Annotated in this window: 18 protein-coding genes and 1 pseudogene; 8 read left to right on the forward strand and 11 right to left on the reverse strand. The window is 46.5% G+C overall.

Going from position 1 to position 19,480, the window contains the following annotated elements; all coding sequences use genetic code 11:
• Positions 1–11 precede the first annotated feature (11 nt).
• On the forward strand, positions 12–452 hold the full coding sequence (imm48, locus tag ABGV42_RS23645) for an Imm48 family immunity protein (RefSeq protein WP_347383959.1): 441 nt from the start codon (positions 12–14) through the stop codon (positions 450–452).
• A gap of 174 nt (positions 453–626) precedes the next feature.
• Here the strand turns inward: imm48 and ABGV42_RS23650 are convergent, their stop codons facing one another.
• From ABGV42_RS23650 to ABGV42_RS23665, 4 genes are all read right to left on the reverse strand, one after another.
• Positions 627–1,772 (reverse strand): choline esterase, encoded by a 1,146-nt coding sequence (locus ABGV42_RS23650; protein ID WP_347383960.1) that lies wholly within the window; start codon positions 1,770–1,772, stop codon positions 627–629.
• A 112-nt stretch (positions 1,773–1,884) separates the two neighbouring features.
• On the reverse strand, positions 1,885–2,544 hold the full coding sequence (locus ABGV42_RS23655; RefSeq protein ID WP_347383961.1) for a TetR/AcrR family transcriptional regulator: 660 nt from the start codon (positions 2,542–2,544) through the stop codon (positions 1,885–1,887).
• A 213-nt stretch (positions 2,545–2,757) separates the two neighbouring features.
• A complete protein-coding gene (locus ABGV42_RS23660; RefSeq protein WP_347383962.1) occupies positions 2,758–3,615 on the reverse strand; it encodes an SDR family oxidoreductase in 858 nt (285 codons plus the stop codon).
• 99 nt (positions 3,616–3,714) lie between these two features.
• Positions 3,715–4,140 (reverse strand): Rrf2 family transcriptional regulator, encoded by a 426-nt coding sequence (locus tag ABGV42_RS23665; protein ID WP_347383963.1) that lies wholly within the window; start codon positions 4,138–4,140, stop codon positions 3,715–3,717.
• A 414-nt stretch (positions 4,141–4,554) separates the two neighbouring features.
• Between ABGV42_RS23665 and ABGV42_RS23670 the strand changes: the two genes are divergently transcribed.
• Genes ABGV42_RS23670 through ABGV42_RS23685 form a run of 4 tightly spaced genes read left to right on the forward strand, consistent with a single transcriptional unit; the run spans position 4,555 to position 9,715 of the window.
• Positions 4,555–6,888: an ABC transporter permease gene (locus ABGV42_RS23670; RefSeq protein ID WP_347383964.1), complete on the forward strand. Its 2,334-nt coding sequence runs from the start codon at positions 4,555–4,557 to the stop codon at positions 6,886–6,888.
• A gap of 13 nt (positions 6,889–6,901) precedes the next feature.
• Positions 6,902–7,669, forward strand: coding sequence for an ABC transporter ATP-binding protein (locus ABGV42_RS23675; RefSeq protein ID WP_347383965.1), 768 nt, complete (start codon positions 6,902–6,904; stop codon positions 7,667–7,669).
• Between the two features lie 60 nt (positions 7,670–7,729).
• Positions 7,730–8,365 carry a TetR/AcrR family transcriptional regulator gene (locus tag ABGV42_RS23680; protein WP_347383966.1) on the forward strand — a complete coding sequence of 212 codons (636 nt, stop codon included), beginning with the start codon at positions 7,730–7,732 and terminating at the stop codon, positions 8,363–8,365.
• A 21-nt stretch (positions 8,366–8,386) separates the two neighbouring features.
• A complete protein-coding gene (locus tag ABGV42_RS23685; protein WP_347384477.1) occupies positions 8,387–9,715 on the forward strand; it encodes an MFS transporter in 1,329 nt (442 codons plus the stop codon).
• Between the two features lie 143 nt (positions 9,716–9,858).
• Here the strand turns inward: ABGV42_RS23685 and ABGV42_RS23690 are convergent, their stop codons facing one another.
• From ABGV42_RS23690 to nirB, 4 genes and pseudogenes are all read right to left on the reverse strand, one after another.
• Complete coding sequence (locus ABGV42_RS23690; protein WP_347383967.1) at positions 9,859–10,488, reverse strand: YfbR-like 5'-deoxynucleotidase; 630 nt, start codon at positions 10,486–10,488, stop codon at positions 9,859–9,861.
• 214 nt (positions 10,489–10,702) lie between these two features.
• Complete coding sequence (locus tag ABGV42_RS23695; RefSeq protein WP_347384478.1) at positions 10,703–11,485, reverse strand: formate/nitrite transporter family protein; 783 nt, start codon at positions 11,483–11,485, stop codon at positions 10,703–10,705.
• A gap of 52 nt (positions 11,486–11,537) precedes the next feature.
• Positions 11,538–11,863 (reverse strand): annotated as a pseudogene (nirD, locus tag ABGV42_RS23700) (nitrite reductase small subunit NirD).
• An 82-nt stretch (positions 11,864–11,945) separates the two neighbouring features.
• The gene (nirB, locus tag ABGV42_RS23705; protein WP_347383968.1) at positions 11,946–14,375 is read right to left on the reverse strand and encodes a nitrite reductase large subunit NirB; all 2,430 of its coding nucleotides are present in this window, start codon (positions 14,373–14,375) and stop codon (positions 11,946–11,948) included.
• Between the two features lie 311 nt (positions 14,376–14,686).
• On the opposite strand from nirB, the gene ABGV42_RS23710 reads away from it, so the two are divergent.
• The gene (locus tag ABGV42_RS23710; protein ID WP_347383969.1) at positions 14,687–15,394 is read left to right on the forward strand and encodes a metal-dependent hydrolase; all 708 of its coding nucleotides are present in this window, start codon (positions 14,687–14,689) and stop codon (positions 15,392–15,394) included.
• Between the two features lie 178 nt (positions 15,395–15,572).
• Here ABGV42_RS23710 and ABGV42_RS23715 read toward each other — a convergent pair whose 3' ends face one another.
• From ABGV42_RS23715 to ABGV42_RS23725, 3 genes are all read right to left on the reverse strand, one after another.
• A complete protein-coding gene (locus ABGV42_RS23715; protein ID WP_347383970.1) occupies positions 15,573–15,695 on the reverse strand; it encodes a hypothetical protein in 123 nt (40 codons plus the stop codon).
• Between the two features lie 25 nt (positions 15,696–15,720).
• Positions 15,721–16,038: a hypothetical protein gene (locus tag ABGV42_RS23720; RefSeq protein WP_347383971.1), complete on the reverse strand. Its 318-nt coding sequence runs from the start codon at positions 16,036–16,038 to the stop codon at positions 15,721–15,723.
• 190 nt (positions 16,039–16,228) lie between these two features.
• Complete coding sequence (locus ABGV42_RS23725) at positions 16,229–17,302, reverse strand: M42 family metallopeptidase (protein WP_154895081.1); 1,074 nt, start codon at positions 17,300–17,302, stop codon at positions 16,229–16,231.
• A gap of 658 nt (positions 17,303–17,960) precedes the next feature.
• Here ABGV42_RS23725 and spoVAC point away from each other — a divergent pair.
• Positions 17,961–18,467 carry a stage V sporulation protein AC gene (spoVAC, locus tag ABGV42_RS23730; protein WP_347383972.1) on the forward strand — a complete coding sequence of 169 codons (507 nt, stop codon included), beginning with the start codon at positions 17,961–17,963 and terminating at the stop codon, positions 18,465–18,467.
• Positions 18,464–19,480 carry a stage V sporulation protein AD gene (gene spoVAD / locus ABGV42_RS23735; RefSeq protein WP_347383973.1) on the forward strand — a complete coding sequence of 339 codons (1,017 nt, stop codon included), beginning with the start codon at positions 18,464–18,466 and terminating at the stop codon, positions 19,478–19,480. Before spoVAC ends, spoVAD begins: the two co-directional genes overlap by 4 nt.

Genomic DNA, 19,480 nt, shown 5'->3' on the forward strand with positions numbered 1-19,480 from the left:
AGAACTACAATATGACTGATTTTATTAACGCAGAAGATATTAATGATGTAATTCTGGCAGCGGCTGCCTCGGAGCTTGAGCAGATGGTGGACCGGATTTGTGAATTGATCGGCACGCCTTTGGAGCAGACAACAGAGCTGGAGCGGCAGGTTATTGCTGCATTCGGTTTTGGGGCAGTGTACGGCATTACTCATCGGGATCAATTAGCAGAGCCCCAGGCTCATGCACTGAGTATTCGTATGTTAATCAAGCCATTTAACTACAGTGAGCAGCAAGCAGTGGACTTTGCCGACGATCTGATTCGGGTGGCCTCAGACCGGGAAGCTCATCCAGTAATGAATACGATAATTCATCGTGGGATCGATGGGCACCGTCAATTTAACCAGGAGGACGATGAAGGACTGGCGCACAATATTCAGGAGATTTTGGCTGCGGTACAACCGGAGAGATAGAAGAGAGTTACTAGATTTGGGAGATGATCTCAAGCTAAGACAGAAATAGATACTTCAAATAGAAAACAATGCCTGAAATGTGAGTGAGCCGATAACCGCGTAATAGGGTTATCGGCTTGGTGTCTGTACGGCTAGCTCTAATGATATGCGTTTATCAGCAACCTCTCGGTTATGTCACTTGTTGCTGGTCTTCTTGATCAAGTCCACGCCATCGTATGCCAGACTTTCCACACTTGCAGCCTTCTGCAGTAAGTAATGATCAAAAAAGTTCCTCGTATAGTCTGTAACAAGATTTCGCATCTCAATAGCATCCCGTTCGCCTCTGAGTTCCTCATTAACACTGGTAAATACGATGTCGCAGTAATCTAAATGCGCAACACGATCAACAGAGAAATAATAGGTTCCCATGCTATTGTTAGCGCCAATTATCGCATTCATGTTATAGTTTGGTTCACAAAACAGTAGCAAGAAGGGTTTCTTAAGGTCGCTGCCGAGAAGGCCGAACGCACCGCTATCCAAGCCAATCCCGCAGGCGAACCGGTCGTCGTCCCGGCAAACCATCGCCGTCGTAGGCCCTCCATAAGAATGTCCGACTATGCCCATGCCGATGTCAAAGAGCAATCTGCCCTTAAAGATGGAATTCATCTCTCCGGAGTCCAGCTTGTAAAGATAATCGGCTACATACCTTACATCTTCTGCCTGTAATTCACTATACTCTGTTAACTTGGCAAGTATCGGCAGTGTAAGCACGTTATGGCACATCTCAATGGCAGTCTCATCGTCAGGCCGCATCTCCATCTTACCAGCCAACGCCAGCATCTCCGGATCTTCAGAAAACGCCATAATGACATCCGAAAAATCCTTTGATACATTAAACAGGCGCCCATCTTTACGCTTATACATCGTGCTATTCTGATGGCCGATGCTTACCACAACATATCCCATGCTTGCCAAGTCTGTACAGATCACTGTACCCCATTCTGGAGAACCGCCCCCGCCGCAAACATAGAATAACACCGGATAGCGCTTTTCCTTCCCGGAAAGAGCAAGGTCATCGTAACACTGGGTCTTGATATCTATAGAGAAAACATCCTTCCCTTTAAGATACGCAGTGATAAGTGGCTGCTCTTTTAACAATTCGTAGACTTCAGGAAACATGTACGTTGATGTACTCTTACCTTCGCTGCTGTCAGACGGATAGTACACAAACGCCGTCAGTTCTCTTTTTGAGTGATCTGATGCCGTGTACTCAAAATCCATCTGGGTTCGACCAACAGTATAGCCGCCAATGGGTTCTGGAAATGCGTCATACGTTTTCATTTTCTTGTTCCCCCTTAATTAATATAAGTGGCCAATGTGAAATACATATATTGCGCTATGAGCGCTTTTCAATACTGTGAAACGATTACATCCTATCTTCAGTGAATCATATCTACTCCTTGGCTTTCTTGATATCGCTAACCATTTCAGAATATTTATGATCTTCAAGCAGCCCATGACTCATAAAATCAGCAAAGTACTTGCTAATTTTATGTTGCAGCTTAGAGTCCTTAATATCGAATTCCCTAAAAAACATGACTAAATTAAACTGCATTGACTCAAACATAAACGAAATCAGGTCGTCGTCAATATCAGGTCGGAGATACCCATCAACCCGCATTCGGCGTAAAATGTCCTTGATCAAGGGGAATGACTCGCCCTTTAGCACATTCAGATATACTTTAAGCAAAATGTTCTCAGGAATGTGTAAAAATGTTTTAGTGAGTTTGATTTCCAACTCATTCAGAGGCTCGGTCACAATGCCATCAACGTTACCGAATAAGCCAGTAAGGAAAAACCGGAGAAGGGAATCTTCATTACTGTTATTAAAATACGCAGCTCTTTTCTGGGTCACATTACTTATTAAGAGACAATAAAGGTCATCTTTGTCTTCAAAATACCGATAAAATGTTCCGGGGTGCATGGACAAACGATCCAAAACCATCTTCATAGTTATATCCTCGTATAGATGATCAACAAAAAGCTGCATAGCGCTATTAGATATTTCCTCGCGCCTTGCTTCATCTAAACGAAAGAAAGTACTTTTTGGCATAGGTTACTCCTTAATGTGAAGTGTGAATACATTCACACCATACCGATAATTGATTCACATGTCAAGGAGTATTGAAATATTAATGAATTGCCCACTCCAGGCTGAACGTATGTTACAGAAAAAAAGGGACACGTCCAACATTTGTTGGTGTGTCCCTTCTAGATATTCAGCTAAATATGTTTCGTTTGACTAGCGGTTATGCATTTGGACGTTTTACTTGCCCAAAATCGCTTTAACGCCTTCGCTCAGTGGTTGAGCTGGACGGCCAAGCAGTTTCTCCAATGTGTCGCTCTCTACAGCTAGTGCGCCTTCGCGGATGGCACTCTGCATATCAACCAGCATGGAGACCACAAAGTCAGGCAGACCTGCACCTTTCATGATATCAGCGTAAGCCGCATCGTCCACGTTTTGCACGTTCATGTCCTGTCCGAGCACTTCGCCGACGATCGCTGCAAGTTCAGCTTGAGTGCGGAGTTTACCAGACAACTCGTATACCGAATTCTCATGTCCCTCACCTGTAAGTACTGCTGCCGCTGCATGAGCATAATCGCTGCGCGTAGCCCAACCTACTTGACTGTCGTTGGTTGCATGAACCCATGGGGCACCTTGGGCAGCAGCTTGTACGCTGCCTGCTTCATTTTCCAGATACCAGTTGTTACGCAGGAAGGAGTAAGGAATGCCGGATTCGCGGATCGCCTGTTCTGTGGCACGGTGCACTTCAGCCAGGGAAAGGGTGTTATTCTCGGCATTTACCACGCTGGTATACGCGATAAATCCAACACCTGCACTCTTGGCAGCATTAACGGCAGCTTGATGTTGGCGGATACGTGTCTCATTGTCGCCATCTGTGGAGATGAGCAGCAGACGATCTACACCAGCGAAAGCCTTGGCAAGTGAACCCGGTTGATCGAAATCACCATGACGAACGTCGACGCCTTGAGCGCGCAGTGCTTCCGCCTTCTCCGGGTTGCGTACACTTACAGCCAAATCCCCAGCGGATACCGTTTTTAACAAAGCTTCTACGACCAATGAACCCAAATGACCTGTTGCGCCAGTAACCAAAATTTTCATGAGATATTCCTCCAATGGTATAAGTATTTTGAAAAAAAGTCCGTTATAACAGATGTGATTACAACCGAAGGGAAAAAAAAAGCTCGTTATGAGCTTCTTTTATTCAGACACATGAACCTGATCCATCATCTGCTGTATGGTTACGCGGTTCAAGCGCTGTTCCATCGCTGTCTGAGCCTCAATGAGTTCGGCACGCAAGGTACGTTCGATCATGCTGCCCACCGGACAATCCGGATTCGGATGTTTATGAAAGTTGAATAGCTCCCCATCCTGGACCACTTCGAGTGCCCGGTATACATCCAGAAGGATGATGTCTGCCGGGTCCTTTAATAAGGAAGCACCGCCGACACCAGGTCTGACCTCGATCAAACGAGCCTGTTTCAACTTGGACATGATCCGCCGGATAATCACGGGATTTGTATTTACGCTGGAAGCAATAAAATCCCCAGTGCACTCATGGGGTGCAACAGCGATTAAGGACAGGGTGTGAACCGCAATGGAAAAGCGGCTGCTGATTTGTTTCATGGATGATCACCACCGCTGTAACTATAATAGTTACAAATTGTGAGGTTGTCAATTCTATTTTTATTCCTTTTCAAAAATAAAATACAGAAGGTTATAAATATTGTTTACATAGGCTCTTCAATGATTACGACAAATGTGAAATAGAAAAATATGTTTTAATTGACAAATAAGAATAGGAATGTATAATCTGGCTAGATCAATCGTTGTAAACAGCAGTGCATTGTTTGGGATAACCTTTAGAAGGGAGGTGGATATGCTGTACTTCAGATTGAAATACATATGTTAATTCCAAGTGGATGACATCCATTTCGTCTAACATCTTAAATTCAATGTTTTTAGATCAGTTTCAATACTTCCAGCATCTGACTCTAGATCAATAGAAATGAATCGTGAATGAGAGGAGCCACGTTAGTCATGCTGTTACGAATGTTGAGAAATGATATCAAGAGAAAGAAAGGGATCACGGCTTCATTGTTTATTTTTGTACTGCTAGCTGCCTTACTGGTGTCATCGGGGGCCAGGATGATTATGGAATTAACAAGTTCCATTCAATATTTGTTCTCCGAATCCAAGACTCCTCACTTTGTACAGATGCATGCTGGAGAATTGGATCAAGCCAAAGTGATCTCTTGGGCCGAGGCTGATCCTAATGTCGAGCAGCATCAGATTGTAGAGATGGTTAATATTGACGGTGCGAATCTGTTTCTTGGAGCAGAATCTGAGAAAAATAGCGTAATGGACATTGATTTTGTTACTCAGAATCAGGATTTTGATTATTTACTTAATCTGAATAGTGAAATGATACAGGTAAACGATGGCGAGATTGCTGTTCCTGTGTATTACATGCAGCAGAACAAATTAAGGATAGGAGAACAGGTACGAATTGATAACGGTTCATTCAAACGTTCCTATACCATTGTTGATTTTGTCCGGGATGCCCAGATGAATCCCTCCGTCATTCATTCTAAACGTTTTATTGTGAGTCCAGCAGCCCTAGAGGAATTGAAGCAGGGTGTTGGGGAGATGGAATATTTGATCGAGTTTCGATTGAAGGAACCCGGACGGATAGGAGAATTCACTCAAGCTTATCAGAATGCAGGACTTCCTAACGCTGGTCCAGTCGTGACGTATGGCCTGTTCCAGTTACTGAATGCCATGACTGATGGTGTTATAGCCGCCGTTATCATTCTGGTCAGCCTAGTGCTGATTCTGATTGCGATGCTCTGTATCCGGTTCACAATGCTGGCTACCATAGAAGAAGATTATCGTGAGATAAGTGTCATGAAAGCCATTGGAATCGCGGAGAAGGACATTAAGAAACTGTATCTCATGAAGTATGTGTTTATGGCCGGGTTAGCTTCCCTGCTTGGATATGTTACATCACTGGGTGTGAACAGACTTTTTGTGTCTAATATCTTGTTGTACTTGGGAAAGGCGCCTGCAACTTTGTTGCAGTTTGCGGTACCTTTTCTCGCTACCGGGTTGATTTTTGCCATGGTGGTTCTGTTCTGCCGGACGGTGCTGCGGCGGTTTCGTTCCATCTCTGCGGTGGAGGCACTCCGAACGGGAAGCCTGGGAGACACTCAAATTATTCGCAATCGTCTCAGTCTGTCCCGTAATCGTTGGTCTTCTGTACCCGTCTTTCTGGGACTGAAGGATGTAGTTCAACGCGTCAGGATGTTCCGTTTGTTACTGTTCGTCTTTGTTGTCAGCTCGTTCATTATGATTGTGCCAATCAATTTCCTCAATACCTTGAAGGCACCGAGTTTTATTTCCTACATGGGTGTAGGTCAAAGCGATATTCGAATTGATTTAAGGCACACGGATGATGTAGAGCAGCGCTATAACAACTTGATAAACCAGATCAAAACAGATGAGGACATTAAAACATATTCTCCACTGGTAACAAGTCTGTTCAAGGTTCGAAATGCTGAAGGCAGTTATGACAATCTGAGCGTGGAAACTGGGGATTTCAGCATTTTTCCATTGTCTTATATCAATGGTAGTGCCCCGGCAGCCACCAATGAAATTGCACTATCCGATGCGAACAGCAGCGAGCTCGGGCTGAAGACGGGAGAACAGCTTACTTTGCTGGTGAATGGAAGGAATCAGGTAATGACGGTCAGTGGCATTTATCAGGACGTAACAAATGGCGGAAAAACGGCGAAAGCGTTGTTGCCTTACAACAAGGATAGTGTTCTGTGGTATGTAGTCAGCCTGGATTTGAAAGATCGTAGTCAGATGGCTGCCAAAATTGCTGAATATGAGACATCTTACTCTCCAGCCAAAGTAACAGATCTGCAGGGATACCTGGATCAGACGCTCGGAGGAACCATTCAACAATTAAAATTGGTCACAGTGCTGGCTTTAGCCATCGGGGTATTCATTTCGATACTCATTACCTCACTTTTCCTTCAAATGCTTGTAGCCAAAGACAGTAACGATATCGCTGTCTTGAGAAGTCTCGGTTTTGCTTTGTCCAAGATCAAGCAGAAATATGTCGTAATGTCACTTGTCATATTGATTGTAGGTGTTGCTGCTGGAACGATACTGTCCAATACGTTCGGACCATTGCTCGTTAGCGCCATTATGTCAACGTTTGGCGCTTCAAATATTTTGTTCGTAATTAACCCGGTACAGGCGTATATTCTGTGTCCGTTATTTCTTGCAGGAACCATTGTACTGACGGCATGGATCAGCATCCAGTCAATCAAGGAAACTAGCATATCCAAAATGATCGCAGAATAGGGGCGGATTAACCATGACAACCATACTTGAAGCTAAAGATGTGAATAAATCTGTAGCCATCGGTGAGAATGAAGAACACAGCATTCTAAAAGATATCAATCTCCAACTCAAAAAAGGAGAGTTCGTATCTATTATGGGACCGTCCGGCTCAGGCAAGTCTACGTTGCTATACAACGTTAGCGGCATGGACCAGATCAGTGCTGGTAGTGTCTACTTCAATGGTAAAAAAATATCGGCATTTCAAGAAAGCGATCTGGCGAGTCTTCGATTAAACAAGATGGGCTTCATTTTTCAGAATATTCATCTGCTCAAGAATCTGAATCTGCTCGACAACATTGTACTTTCGGCGTATCTCGCCAAGAACAGCAGCAGAGATGTGATTAATACACGAGCAATGTCACTCATGAAAAAGATGGGAATTGACGGGCTGGCCCAGCATAATATCACTCAAGCCTCGGGAGGACAGCTGCAGCGGATCGCCATTTGCCGCGCGTTAATCAATAATCCGGATATTCTGTTCGGAGATGAGCCGACAGGAGCGCTAAATTCCAAATCCACACACGAGATTATGGATATTCTGGGGGATATTAATGCCACAGGTACCACCATCCTGCTCGTAACCCATGATGTCAAAGTCGCTGTTAGATCGGAACGGGTGTTGTTTATGATGGATGGTAAATTGGTGGCCGATAAAAATATCGGCAAGTATGCAAGAGAACGTCAGGATCTGAAGAACCGCGAAAGCCATCTTTCACAGTGGTTAACTGAAATGGGGTTCTAATTCTGAAACTTCACGACTAGAATAGACCGACAGTCGGTCGAGTGTATCGGAGGACAGCATATGAGATTAATCAAAAATCCGGAAGAACGCCGAAATGAAATATTGGATGCGGCAGAGGTTCTGTTCATGACAAAAGGTTATACCAAAGCAACGGTTATGGATATCCTCCAGGCATGTAACATTGCCAAGGGTACATTTTATTATTATTTCCAGTCCAAGGAAGAGGTAATGAACGCCATCGTCATGCGTTTTATTCTGAAGGGGGAGGAAGCAGCGAGACGTGTGGTGTCCGATCCAAAATTGGATGCCCATGACAAGATTTTTCACATTATTATGGCGCAGAATGAGCCTGATGACAAAAAGCTGGGGCTGATTGAGCAATTGCACCATGTGCAAAATGTGGAAATGCACCAAAAGAGTCTGGTGGAGACGGTCATTCGGTTAAGTCCCATTTTGGCCGAAGTGGTGGAGCAAGGCATTCAGGAAGGTGTGTTTCATACACCTAACCCGAAGGAATCAATTGAGTTTTTACTGGTATCCTCACAGTTTTTACTGGATCAGGGCATTTTTCAATGGAAGAAAGAAGAGCTTCAAAAAAAAGTTGAAGCATTCTCTCAGATCGTGGAACGTGTCCTGGGGGCGAAAGAAGGAAGCTTCGCCTACATTACCCGTCTGTATTTTCCGCATCAAGCCTAAGAGGAGAGAGGGGTGGCAACAATGGAACACACGGTTCAAACATCATTCAGAAAGTTTCTGGTTGTATGGGCCGGTCAGCTTGTCTCCATGATCGGGATTGGTCTTACGGCTTTCTCACTGGGTGTGTATGCCTTCGAGAGGACCAATACGGCAACAAGTGTTACCCTGATTACTCTATTTACATTTCTGCCTAACATTCTACTCAGGCCCATTGGGGGTGTACTGGCTGACCGATTCGACAGAAAGACGATGATGATTATCGGTGATTTGGGTGCAGCTGTTGGTTTGATTCTTATTCTGGCAATCATGCTCACAGCTGATATTCAGTTATGGCATATTTACGTGGGGGTATCGTTCAGTTCCATTTTTTCGGCCCTGCAAAGTCCGGCATACAAGGCTTCTACCACGGATTTGCTCGATAAGGAACAATTCTCCAAAGGAAGCGGGCTTGTGCAGCTGGCGGAATCTTCGAAGTTTTTGTTTTCACCAATTATCGCCGGTATCCTGCTCAGCGTCACAACCATCGAAGTGATCTTGATTATTAATATCGGTACTTTTTTGATTGCCATTCTGGCCGTACTGGTCATTCGGAAGAACATGAAAGTGGAGTGGGAGGATAAAGAAGAAACAAACTGGCTGACCGATATTAAGGAGGGCTGGGAGGAAGTCGTAACCAACAAGGGAGTGTTGCTTCTGGTCGTAATTATTTCTTTGGTGACCTTCTATCTAGGGTTTCTGGAGACACTCATCGGCCCAATGCTCTTGTCCTTCACGGATGCGAAAACACTGGGGACGTTTCAGTCCGTTAGCGCCACTGGCATGCTGATCAGCAGCTTGTGCATCGGGGTATTCACGATGACGAAGAAGTATGCAAGTGTGCTGGTCATGGGGTTGATCATGTGCGGACTGTCCTTCTCGCTTCTCGGGGTATCGGCCAACATATATTATATTACCATCGCGGGCGTTCTATTTCTTTCATCATTACCGTTTGTCAACATGAGCGCGGATGTGCTTGTTCGTAAAAACATTGCCAACGAGAAGCAGGGCAGAGTATGGGGGATCATTGGTATCCTGTCTCAACTGGGGTTTATCATCGCGTACAGTTTGGCCGGATTTCTGGCTGACCACGTGTTTAATCCGGTGATGATGGAAGGCGGAGTACTGGCATCTTCAGTTGGTCAAATTATTGGAACTGGACCGGGGAGAGGAATTGCCTTGCTGTTCATCATCGCCGGCCTGTTTGTTATTCTGCTCGCCATTGTTACGTCCCGTTTAAAACTGATTAAGTCACTTGAGGAAAGTTCAGATAGTGCAACTCGCTCAGAAGTTGGCGGGGTGACACACGATTAATTGAAAGATGAACAAGGAGAGCCTTATCCGCATAATGTGCTTTTTCTGTGGGAAGAACGAAGTGCAACATTTATCGGTAACAGCAACAACAACGAAAAAAAGCCATGTCCCTGGGTCAGGTGAACCAAGATGGCCAGCGCTGATTATTGGGACAGAGCTTCTTCGGTTATTTTGCGGATATCAAATGGGGAGCGAATGCCTTCATCAATCATGTCAGGCAGAATGTTGCCCAGGAAATAACGGACACAGTGAAGGTCGATATTTTTGATCTTAATCAGTGCATAGCGGTACATGACAATGAACTCTTTCTCCGTATTGCCACGCTGCAGTTCCGCAAAGGCTTCGTACACCTGATCCATTTTATCCGCAACCTCGAGAATCAGTCCTTCTACGGAATCGTCTTTGCCTTCTCGCAGCTGCCTGCGGAAAATGTCCTTGAATTCCTCAGGGATATTTTCGTTGATAAAATGCTCTACCATGGCTTCTTCCACATGCAGCAGCATGGAACGCAGTTCCAATGAGTAATGTTTGACGGGTGTCTTGATGTCACCGATGAAGATTTCGCCATAATCATGGCTGCTGGTGATTTCGTATAGCTTTTTCCAATCGATGCTTACTCCGTGCTGTTCTTCAATATCTGCCAGTGTCTTGGCATACTGGACCACTTTCCAGGAATGGGCGGACACACAGTGTTCTTCGAACTTGAACTTGCCCGGCGTCCGAATGATGCGTTCAAGATCGTTCAGTGACCTAAAGTACGTATGAATTCCCATCTAAGCTATCATTCTTTGTTGGTTGAGTATGAACCGACTATACTTTAATTATGTTAACCACGGATTAACGATGTATGCGAGAAAGGTAAAAATAAACTTTGAAAGAGAACAACCCAAAAAACCACCATATCTACTGAACTTTTATTCAGCATAATCCATGGTGGCTTTTTAGATCTTTGATGGTTCACGATAAATGGAATTGGGCGATGTACAATCAGGCCTTCTTACGAACTGGTGAAATAAACCAATACGCCATGCCGACAAATAGCGCACCACCAATGATATTGCCCAGTGTGACGGGAATCATATTGTGCAGCCAACCTGCCAGCGTGATTGTATCGGGGTGGTTGGGCAGCAGCCAGGATAGTGATAAGAGCGTCATATTGGCGACACTGTGCTCATATCCGCTGGCGATAAAGGCGTACAGACACCACCAGATCAGAACGAGTTTGGCAATATCCTCTTTGGAACGGGCTGCCATCCAGATGGCCAGACAGACGAGCCAGTTACAGAGGATGCCGCGGAAAAACAATTCGGTAACGGGTGCAGCCATCTTTTTGGCCGATACGGCAAACAGTAAGTGCTCCGGTGAAGCCGTCTTAAACAAGCCACTGCCTACAATAAGCAGACTGAGCAGAATGGCGCCAATCAGGTTGCCGAGGAAAACGAGTCCCCAGTTTTTCAAAGTATCTCGAACCGTGGTCCGGCCCGCCAGCGTGCTCATGGTAAAAAACATGTTGTTGCCTGTGAACAATTCCGAGCCTGCAAAAATGACGAGTGTGAGGGCGAGCCCGAAGGACATGCCCATCAGCATCATTTGCAGCGGTGACTTGGCTGCAAGCAGCGGTGCACCGATACTAAAGATCAGAATAATTCCAAGCCCTACGTAAGCTCCTGCCATTAAGGCAGCCACCATGTAACGCGGCAAACTGGCATTCATCTGATCCCGTTTCTTAACGGCAGCTTCAATAATTCCTTCAACACTTGGTGTAAACATCATGGTCTCCTCCATTATTGTGCATCTATCTCGTTCCTGCTCATGGAGCTAGCTATACAGCAATCCAGACCTGACCGTTCTCGAGTTTTACCGGAAACATCTGAACCTGTCCCTGATCCGGTGCCTGCACCTGACCCGTACTTAAGTCGATTTTCCAATCATACAGCGGATCATAGAGATAATGTCCGGATACGATTCCTTCGGCGAGTGGACCACCCTTGGGGTGGGGGGTATGGTTTTCGGCAGCGAATACGGTACCGTCGGATGCGCGGAAGACAGCCAGTTGTCGGCCTTCAATTTCTACTACTCTCCCGATCCGGGGAGGAACTCTTCAATCTCTCCCGCCGGAAAATAGGTGCCTGATTGTTTGGTTGTCATATGGACTGCTCCTTTTCTATTCAGGTTTCATCTGTAAATTTAATCATATTGATCCAGTATCGGAAATTTTAAAGCTTAAAGCTTAAGGACGAGCCGACACTTCAATTCCCTGGAACAGTTTCGTCTGGCCTTCTTCGTTACGCAGTGCTTTCTTCCATGGATCCTCCACATGGCTCAGAGCGAATTCAATGCGTTCCATCAGTGCTTTGCGTTCCTCCAGATTATCCACCACAACCGAACGAATCTGCTCAAGCCCTATACGTTCTACCCATTCCGAGGTACGCTCCAGATAGTTGCCAGTTTCGCGGTAGTATTGAATAATTGCACCGCAGAGTTCGATGAGTTCTGCATCTGTTTTCACTTTGCATAAGGAGTCTGCCAGTCTGGCTTTGATACCGCCGTTACCGCCAATAAACAATTCCCAGCCTCCATCATTACCGACGATACCGATATCCTTGGTACACGATTCAGCACAGTTCCGCGGGCAGCCGTTGACCGCCATTTTGAATTTGGCCGGCAGATCAAGACGTTCGAATTTGCGTTCAAGCAGGGCACCCATGGCCATGGAATCCTGAGTACCGAAGCGGCAGAACTGGGAACCGACACATGTTTTGACCGTGCGCAGCGATTTGGCGTAGGCATAACCGGAAGGCATATCCAGCTCCGCCCATACCTGCGGCAGATCCTCTTTTTTGACCCCGATCAGATCGAGACGTTGTCCCCCGGTAACCTTGACTGCTTTTACATCGTATTTGACCGAAATGTCCGCAATGCGTTTCAGTTCTTCCGGAGTGGTTACACCGCCGTACATGCGCGGTACTACCGTATACGTGCCATCTTTCTGAATATTGGCGTTCATACGTTCATTAACGAAGCGGGATTCCTTCTCGTCTTCATGTGTATCCGGCGCAATCATGCCCAGGTAATAGTTGATTGCCGGGCGGCATTTGGAACAGCCTTCAGGCTGGCTCCAGCCCAGGACATTCATCACTTCCTTGGTCGTTTGCAAACCTTTTTGCTTGATTTCAGCTACAATTTCATCCCGGCTGAGCGAGGTACATCCACAGATGCCCTGTTTGGCACCACTAGTGAAGTTGTCTCCCAATACGTATTGTAAAATTTGCTCCACCACCGGTTTGCAGCCACCGCATGAACGGGTTGCACCAGTGCAGGCTTTGATCTCGTCGACGCTGGTCAGACCCTGATTCGTGATGGCATCGACAATGGTTCCTTTGGTTACACCATTACATCCACATACGATCTCGTCCTCGGCCATCGTTTCGACGGAGGCAGCTTTTTTGTGACCGCCACAGCCCGTACCCATCAGCGAGGCATACAGCTCATCCGTCATTTCGGCTCTTTGTTTGATTAATTTCTGCAATTCGGCAGAATCGGTCACGTCACCAAAGAGCACAGCGCCGACCATGATGTTGTCCCGCAGCAGGATTTTTTTGTAAGTCCGTTTCCAGTCATCCTTATGGCTGATCACCGTATGGTCCGGACTATCGAGGAACTCACCTGTGGAGAAGACGTCCACACCTGAAATTTTTAATTTTGTAGATACGACAGAGCCTTCATACGGAGCAGTCTCCACACCGCAGATATGCTTGGCGAGAATCATGCCTTGTTCAAATAAAGGGGCAACGAGGCCGTAACATACGCCCCGGTGTTCGGTACATTCCCCGACGGAATATACGCCTTCCAGTGAAGTCTGCATGTAGTCATCGACGACGATGCCCCGGTTAACCTCCATGCCGCTTTCACGGGCTACAATTGTGTTGGGCTTAATGCCTACGGCCATAACGACGAAGTCTGCGTCCAGCACGGTATCATCGGCAAATCGGAGACCTTCCACACGTTCCCCACCGATCAGTTCAGCCGTCTGGGCCCCCATTTTGAAACGAATACCCTGACGCTCCAGTTCCGCTTTTAACATGGCCGAAGCCTGAGGATCGAGCTGACGTTCCATCAAGTCTTGCATAAGATGCACTACAGTAACGTCCATGCCGAGCTGCACCAGTCCTTTGGCCGCTTCCAGTCCGAGAAGTCCTCCGCCGATAACAGCTGCTTTTTTATATTGCTTGGCTGCTTCCAGCATCATATTGCAATCGGCAATATCCCGAAATCCGACAACGCCTTCTTTATCATGACCCGGAACCGGGAGAATGAAGGAGCTGGAACCTGTAGCGATAATGACTTTATCGTAGGGCACCCGTGTGCCTTCGTTCGTTACGACTTCCCGGTTGTCTGCATCGATACGGGACACGGTTGTCCCGGTATGGAGCGTGATGCCATTGTCTTCATACCAGTGCAGATCATTCAGCACGATATCATCAATGGTTTTGCTGCCCTCCAGGACATAGGACAACATGATCCGATTATAGTTGGGATAGGGCTCCGTGCCGAAAACCGTAATGTCATAGCGTGAAGTCAATTTCAAAATTTGTTCAACCGTACTAATGCCGGCCATACCGTTACCGATCACGACAAGTTTTTCTCTTTTTCCGTTCATGTGTGTAAGCCTCCTTGGTTTAACACTGGACAATATCAACATTTTTAGTGGTTTATATTTGAATCATACCGTGGATTGCTAACACTTAATGTGATTTATTTCACTAAGAAAGATATAAGTAGCACAATTTAATAAGTGTGAGCCCCGTCACGGAAACTGTTTTTTATTGAAGTATGAAGAAGGGAAGGTATTGAGGTCGTGACTCTAATCTAAAATAAGAAATACGAACTATTGTTCTCTTTTTCTTTTCGGTGTAACATCGAGAATGGGATATGATGTTCCCTATTTCTTCGAAAGGAAGTTTTTGCATCATGATGGGAAGATCCCACCTGATTATTGGAACAGGCGTCTCACTATCTGTTCTTCAGCTGATGGGGATGCAAGTAACGGCACCGGCAGTTACGGTTGCGCTCATTGGTTCACTGCTGCCGGACATTGATGAGCCGAATTCCTTGTTGGTATCCAAGGCGCTGCCCAATAGTTTGATCAGGCTGCTGCAAACCATTTTGCTGCCTACAGCCGTATTTGTGTACTTTTATGTGCAGGCGAAGCCTTGGAATCTGCTGCTTGCCATTTTGGTCGGACTGGTATCTTTCCTGCCGTCACGTTCGCTCCGCAAAGTGTTAATGTTTGTCATCGGACTGGGTCTTGTATTCTACGGTCACGCATTAGCGCCATGGAACCTGATTGCGGGGAGTCTGCTCATGTTATGTACTACGCTGACCCATAGAGGGCTAACACATACTGTCTATGGAACTGCAGTCTGGGGAGGACTCTTATACAGCACAACGCATGTGCAGGGACCGGAGATCTGGGTTGCCGGTGGAGTAGCCTATGCCATGCATCTTCTTGCAGACTCGTTGACGAATCGCGGGATTCGTCCGCTTCCGCCACTGAAGTGGCGGATCAGAGCGAATTTGATGAGCACGGGGACCAAACATGGAGCCGTGGTAGAAAATGTATGTATCGTGCTAACGCTTATTTTGGCCTGGATCGCATTTTCGCCGTTATTCCTGTAACTCTGAGCAATTTTTGCGTCGTGGTTTTGAATCGGATTATGCAAACGTGCTGAACAGCAAAAGAATTCAAAAACGCCAGTCCTGGATACATGGACTGGCGTTTTTATTGACTCTCCGAGTCCTGTAACGCTCCTTGCCATGTAGATCGTTCAAGCGGCTATCCACTTGTGAACTAGGATCAGGAAGAGGATGGGGAATCGGTAAGCCCATCAATATCGGAAGAGCCAAATACAAATAACACAACAAGGATGACTACAATTAATAGCTCTGCAAATCCAGTTCCATCAAAGTCAGACATCATCCCAACCTCATTTCATTCTAATCATTTAGGAATTCATTCTTTTTTGGAAAGCCCGCATCACATCATCCAAAGTCACATCGCCCATCTCGTCAAGAAATTGGACCACTTTATCCGCATTCGAAGGCGAAATGTTTGTCAGTGTTTTATACTGTCCGACCAGCTCAACGACCAGAGTGGCTTCGCGAAACAAGGTCACGGCATCGACTCTTAATTTACCACTAACGAGCAAAGCTGCAACGATAAGTTCCAGGTTTTTACCTTTAAGGTTGCCATTGAGAAGGGAGTTTGCGGCATTTGTTTTTTTGGAACCTTTATTCGATTTTCCATTCCTTCCCACTGCCATAACAGGTCCCCCACTGCTTGGTGTTTTGTTCTCTTTCGTTGTTGTATCTTATGTGTGATTTCCTATAATGTTCGAACTATTAATCTATTTTTAAGCAAAAAAAAGAGGCACTCCAACAAAAGTCAGAATACCTCTTTATCTAGGAGGGAGGTCACAAGAGATTACCCACTCCTGCAACTCGCTCCCACGTTTACGCGTTTTCGATAATGGTGTTCATGGTTGTACGATCCAAGCCCTTCACCAGTTTGACTAGCAGCGCCTTGGCAGCGTCATAGTCATCGGTGTGTATGATGGAAGATGATGTGTGAATGTAACGAGCACAAATACCAATAACCGTTGATGGTACACCAATTCCGCTAAGATGAACTTGTCCAGCGTCCGTGCCGCCAGGCGAGATGAAATATTGCATTTTGATCTGGTTCGAAGAAGCCGTGTCCTGCACATATTCCACCATGCCGCGGTGCGTAAACATGCCTGGATCGAAAATGCGAAGCAGGGCCCCTTGTCCAATGTGTCCAAAAGACTGTTTGTCACCTGTCATGTCATTTGCTGCACTGCAGTCCAGTGCGAAGAAGATGTCTGGCTCAATCAGATTGGCTGCTGTGCGTGCACCGCGGAGCCCCAATTCCTCCTGAACTGTTGCACCGCAATACAGCGTGTTTGGAAGCTTTTCTTGGTGGAGCGCTTCAACCAATTCAAGGGCAAGACCGACTCCGTAACGGTTATCCCAGGCTTTCGCCATGATTTTCTTCGGGTTCGCCATTGGTGTGAATTCACAGATCGGCACGATTTGCATGCCTGGGTGAATACCCCAAGATTCTGCTTCCGCACGGTTATCCGCACCGATATCCAGGTACATGTGGTTCAGATCAACCGGTTTGCTCCGTTGGGACTCATCCAGCAAGTGAGTAGGCGTTGAACCTACAACGCCCGTAATACGGCGATCCGGTGTAATGATCTGCAAGCGCTGGGACAGAACGGCCTGACTCCACCATCCGCCGAGCGGACGGAATTTAACCATGCCTGTTTCCGTAATGCCTGTTGTCATGAAGCCCACTTCATCAAAGTGTCCGGCTACCATAACTTTAGGGCCTGATTCTTCACCGCGCAGTACGCCAAAAAGACTCCCCAGACGATCCTGAACAAATTCCTCTGTATATTGGGAGAGCTGTTCCTTCATCCATCCGCGAAGCTCGCGTTCAAATCCGGAAGCGGAAGGGAATTCGGTTAAGGTGCGAAACATCTCCATTGTTTTTTCATTCATGTGTCGACAACTCCTCTGCTCGTATGTATGACAGTCTCGGCAGAACGGCTGCGGACTGTTGTCCTCCATTATTAAAGGACATTATTAACCACTGGTCACATTATAGCACATTATAGTATGAACCTTGCGCAGGTAATTGTCCATGTTTGTGTCACGTATCTAAGGCATCGTTAGTACAATAAACGGAAGTTTGCTTATAAGTTTGCTTATGAAATGGGCTTTACGAATTGGGCTTTACCCTCACGCCTTTCACAGCACGATGGAATATGCATGAGTTGAGACTTTCTCCGTACCAATTACCGCGGATCTCTTATTCGTTTGCCTGACGACAGGAAGGAGTTGGAACCCCAGATGAAGCCACCTCATGAAGGTAATGAAGATATCCTTTTTATCGTCCTTTTTATTTTGCTCGTTATCGTACTTCTTTATTTATAAGTAAATGCTTCGGACCTGACGGTTCATACAATTAACTTATCCTCTCTGCTCCGGCGTATTGGATTTAACTTGCATAATTGAACTTCTCACCAACTGGAAACAATTGTTGCAATTCGCCGGATACATAACCTTCCCATGATTAACAAACAATGAACATAGGATTCCACACTATATGCAGCGACAAGCTGTGCGACCCATTCGATTTCTAAGGAGGTTCTGTATCTTGCCAGCTCAAACCAAAGGATCCGGAAACGGAAAAAAATCATCATCCCTGTCCATCAGTGAACAGGACTACAAGAAGGTAGCCAAAAAGCATGAGCCATCCCGTCCGATTCTTGCGAATTGCATTAAAGCATTCTTTGTCGGGGGATTCATTTGCATCATTGGACAGGCTATCCAGGAAGCATTCAAAGCAGGGTTCGATATGACTTCCAAGGAAGCGGCCAGTCCTACGGTTGCGGTCATGATCCTGATTTCGGTTATTCTCACATGCCTTGGGGTCTACGATAAAATTGCCCAGTGGGCCGGAGCAGGAACAGCGGTCCCGGTTACCGGATTTGCCAACTCGATGTGCTCGGCAGCATTGGAGCACCGTGCTGAGGGACTTGTCCTTGGCGTCGGAGCCAACATGTTTAAGCTAGCCGGATCGGTTATTGTATTTGGCGTCGTGGCTGCCTTCATTATAGGTATCATATACGCCTTCCTTGGAGTTGGAGGTGGGCATCTATGAAGCTTGTCGGACGCCAAACTTGGCAATTTGAGAATCGTCCTCGAATTATCGGCAGGGCAGCGGTTGTTGGGCCAGAAGAGGGAGCGGGACCACTCTCCGCCGATTTCGATTACGTCTATGACAATCTGGAGATTGGCGAGAAAACATGGGAAAAAGGGGAGCGCAAGCTGCTTGAACAAGCTACGCAGCTGGCGCTCATCAATGCAAACATTACAAAGGAAGAGCTTCAGTTTTTTATTGGTGGCGATCTCCTCAACCAGATTATAAGCAGTTCTTTTTCTGCTCGGAAATTGGGAGCTCCTTACCTCGGTGTATTTGGGGCTTGTTCCACCTCTATGGAGAGTTTGGCACTAGCATCCCTAATCGTCGATTCGGGAGCAGGTGAATATGTCCTCGCCGGTACGGTCAGTCATAACTGCACCGTGGAGAAGCAGTTCCGCTACCCGACCGAATATGGATCCCAGAAACCTCCTTATGCTCAGTACACGGTGACCGGATCGGGTTGCGGGGTGGTATCCCGCTCAGGTGACGGTCCTGTTATCACCCGGGCAACCATTGGGCGGGTCATGGATCTTGGAATTAAAGACCCGTTCAACATGGGGGCAGCCATGGCACCAGCAGCGGCAGATACCATCGTGTCTCATTTCCGGGATACGGGGCTGGAACCAGGTTATTACGATCTTATTGTCACTGGGGATTTGGCTTCGGTTGGACTCCCGATTACGAAAGAACTGTTGCAAAAGGAAGGCATCCCCATGGAACAAACGACATTTAATGACTGCGGCCTCATGATTTATGATCGGGAAAAGCAGCCATTCGTCGTCGCTGGGGGCAGCGGATGCGGGTGCTCCGCGACTGTAACGTACGGACATATATTGAACCGGATGCAGAAAGGCGATCTCAAACGGGTTCTGGTTGTTGCCACGGGCGCGCTGCTGTCACCGATATCCTACCAGCAGGGCGAGAGTATCCCGTGTATTGCACACGCCGTAGCCATTGAAAAGGAGGGATAA

The organism is Paenibacillus pabuli, from assembly GCF_039831995.1.
Taxonomy (GTDB): Bacteria; Bacillota; Bacilli; order Paenibacillales; family Paenibacillaceae; genus Paenibacillus; species Paenibacillus pabuli_C.

Bases quoted from the DNA above. Each gene is read 5' to 3' on its own strand.
- imm48 (WP_347383959.1), top strand. From the start codon at position 12: ATGACTGATTTTATTAACGCAGAAGATATTAATGATGTAATTCTGGCA.
- ABGV42_RS23650 (WP_347383960.1), bottom strand. From the start codon at position 1,772: ATGAAAACGTATGACGCATTTCCAGAACCCATTGGCGGCTATACTGTT.
- ABGV42_RS23655 (WP_347383961.1), bottom strand. From the start codon at position 2,544: ATGCCAAAAAGTACTTTCTTTCGTTTAGATGAAGCAAGGCGCGAGGAA.
- ABGV42_RS23660 (WP_347383962.1), bottom strand. From the start codon at position 3,615: ATGAAAATTTTGGTTACTGGCGCAACAGGTCATTTGGGTTCATTGGTC.
- ABGV42_RS23665 (WP_347383963.1), bottom strand. From the start codon at position 4,140: ATGAAACAAATCAGCAGCCGCTTTTCCATTGCGGTTCACACCCTGTCC.
- ABGV42_RS23670 (WP_347383964.1), top strand. From the start codon at position 4,555: ATGCTGTTACGAATGTTGAGAAATGATATCAAGAGAAAGAAAGGGATC.
- ABGV42_RS23675 (WP_347383965.1), top strand. From the start codon at position 6,902: ATGACAACCATACTTGAAGCTAAAGATGTGAATAAATCTGTAGCCATC.
- ABGV42_RS23680 (WP_347383966.1), top strand. From the start codon at position 7,730: ATGAGATTAATCAAAAATCCGGAAGAACGCCGAAATGAAATATTGGAT.
- ABGV42_RS23685 (WP_347384477.1), top strand. From the start codon at position 8,387: ATGGAACACACGGTTCAAACATCATTCAGAAAGTTTCTGGTTGTATGG.
- ABGV42_RS23690 (WP_347383967.1), bottom strand. From the start codon at position 10,488: ATGGGAATTCATACGTACTTTAGGTCACTGAACGATCTTGAACGCATC.
- ABGV42_RS23695 (WP_347384478.1), bottom strand. From the start codon at position 11,485: ATGTTTACACCAAGTGTTGAAGGAATTATTGAAGCTGCCGTTAAGAAA.
- nirB (WP_347383968.1), bottom strand. From the start codon at position 14,375: ATGAACGGAAAAAGAGAAAAACTTGTCGTGATCGGTAACGGTATGGCC.
- ABGV42_RS23710 (WP_347383969.1), top strand. From the start codon at position 14,687: ATGATGGGAAGATCCCACCTGATTATTGGAACAGGCGTCTCACTATCT.
- ABGV42_RS23715 (WP_347383970.1), bottom strand. From the start codon at position 15,695: ATGATGTCTGACTTTGATGGAACTGGATTTGCAGAGCTATTAATTGTA.
- ABGV42_RS23720 (WP_347383971.1), bottom strand. From the start codon at position 16,038: ATGGCAGTGGGAAGGAATGGAAAATCGAATAAAGGTTCCAAAAAAACA.
- ABGV42_RS23725 (WP_154895081.1), bottom strand. From the start codon at position 17,302: ATGAATGAAAAAACAATGGAGATGTTTCGCACCTTAACCGAATTCCCT.
- spoVAD (WP_347383973.1), top strand. From the start codon at position 18,464: ATGAAGCTTGTCGGACGCCAAACTTGGCAATTTGAGAATCGTCCTCGA.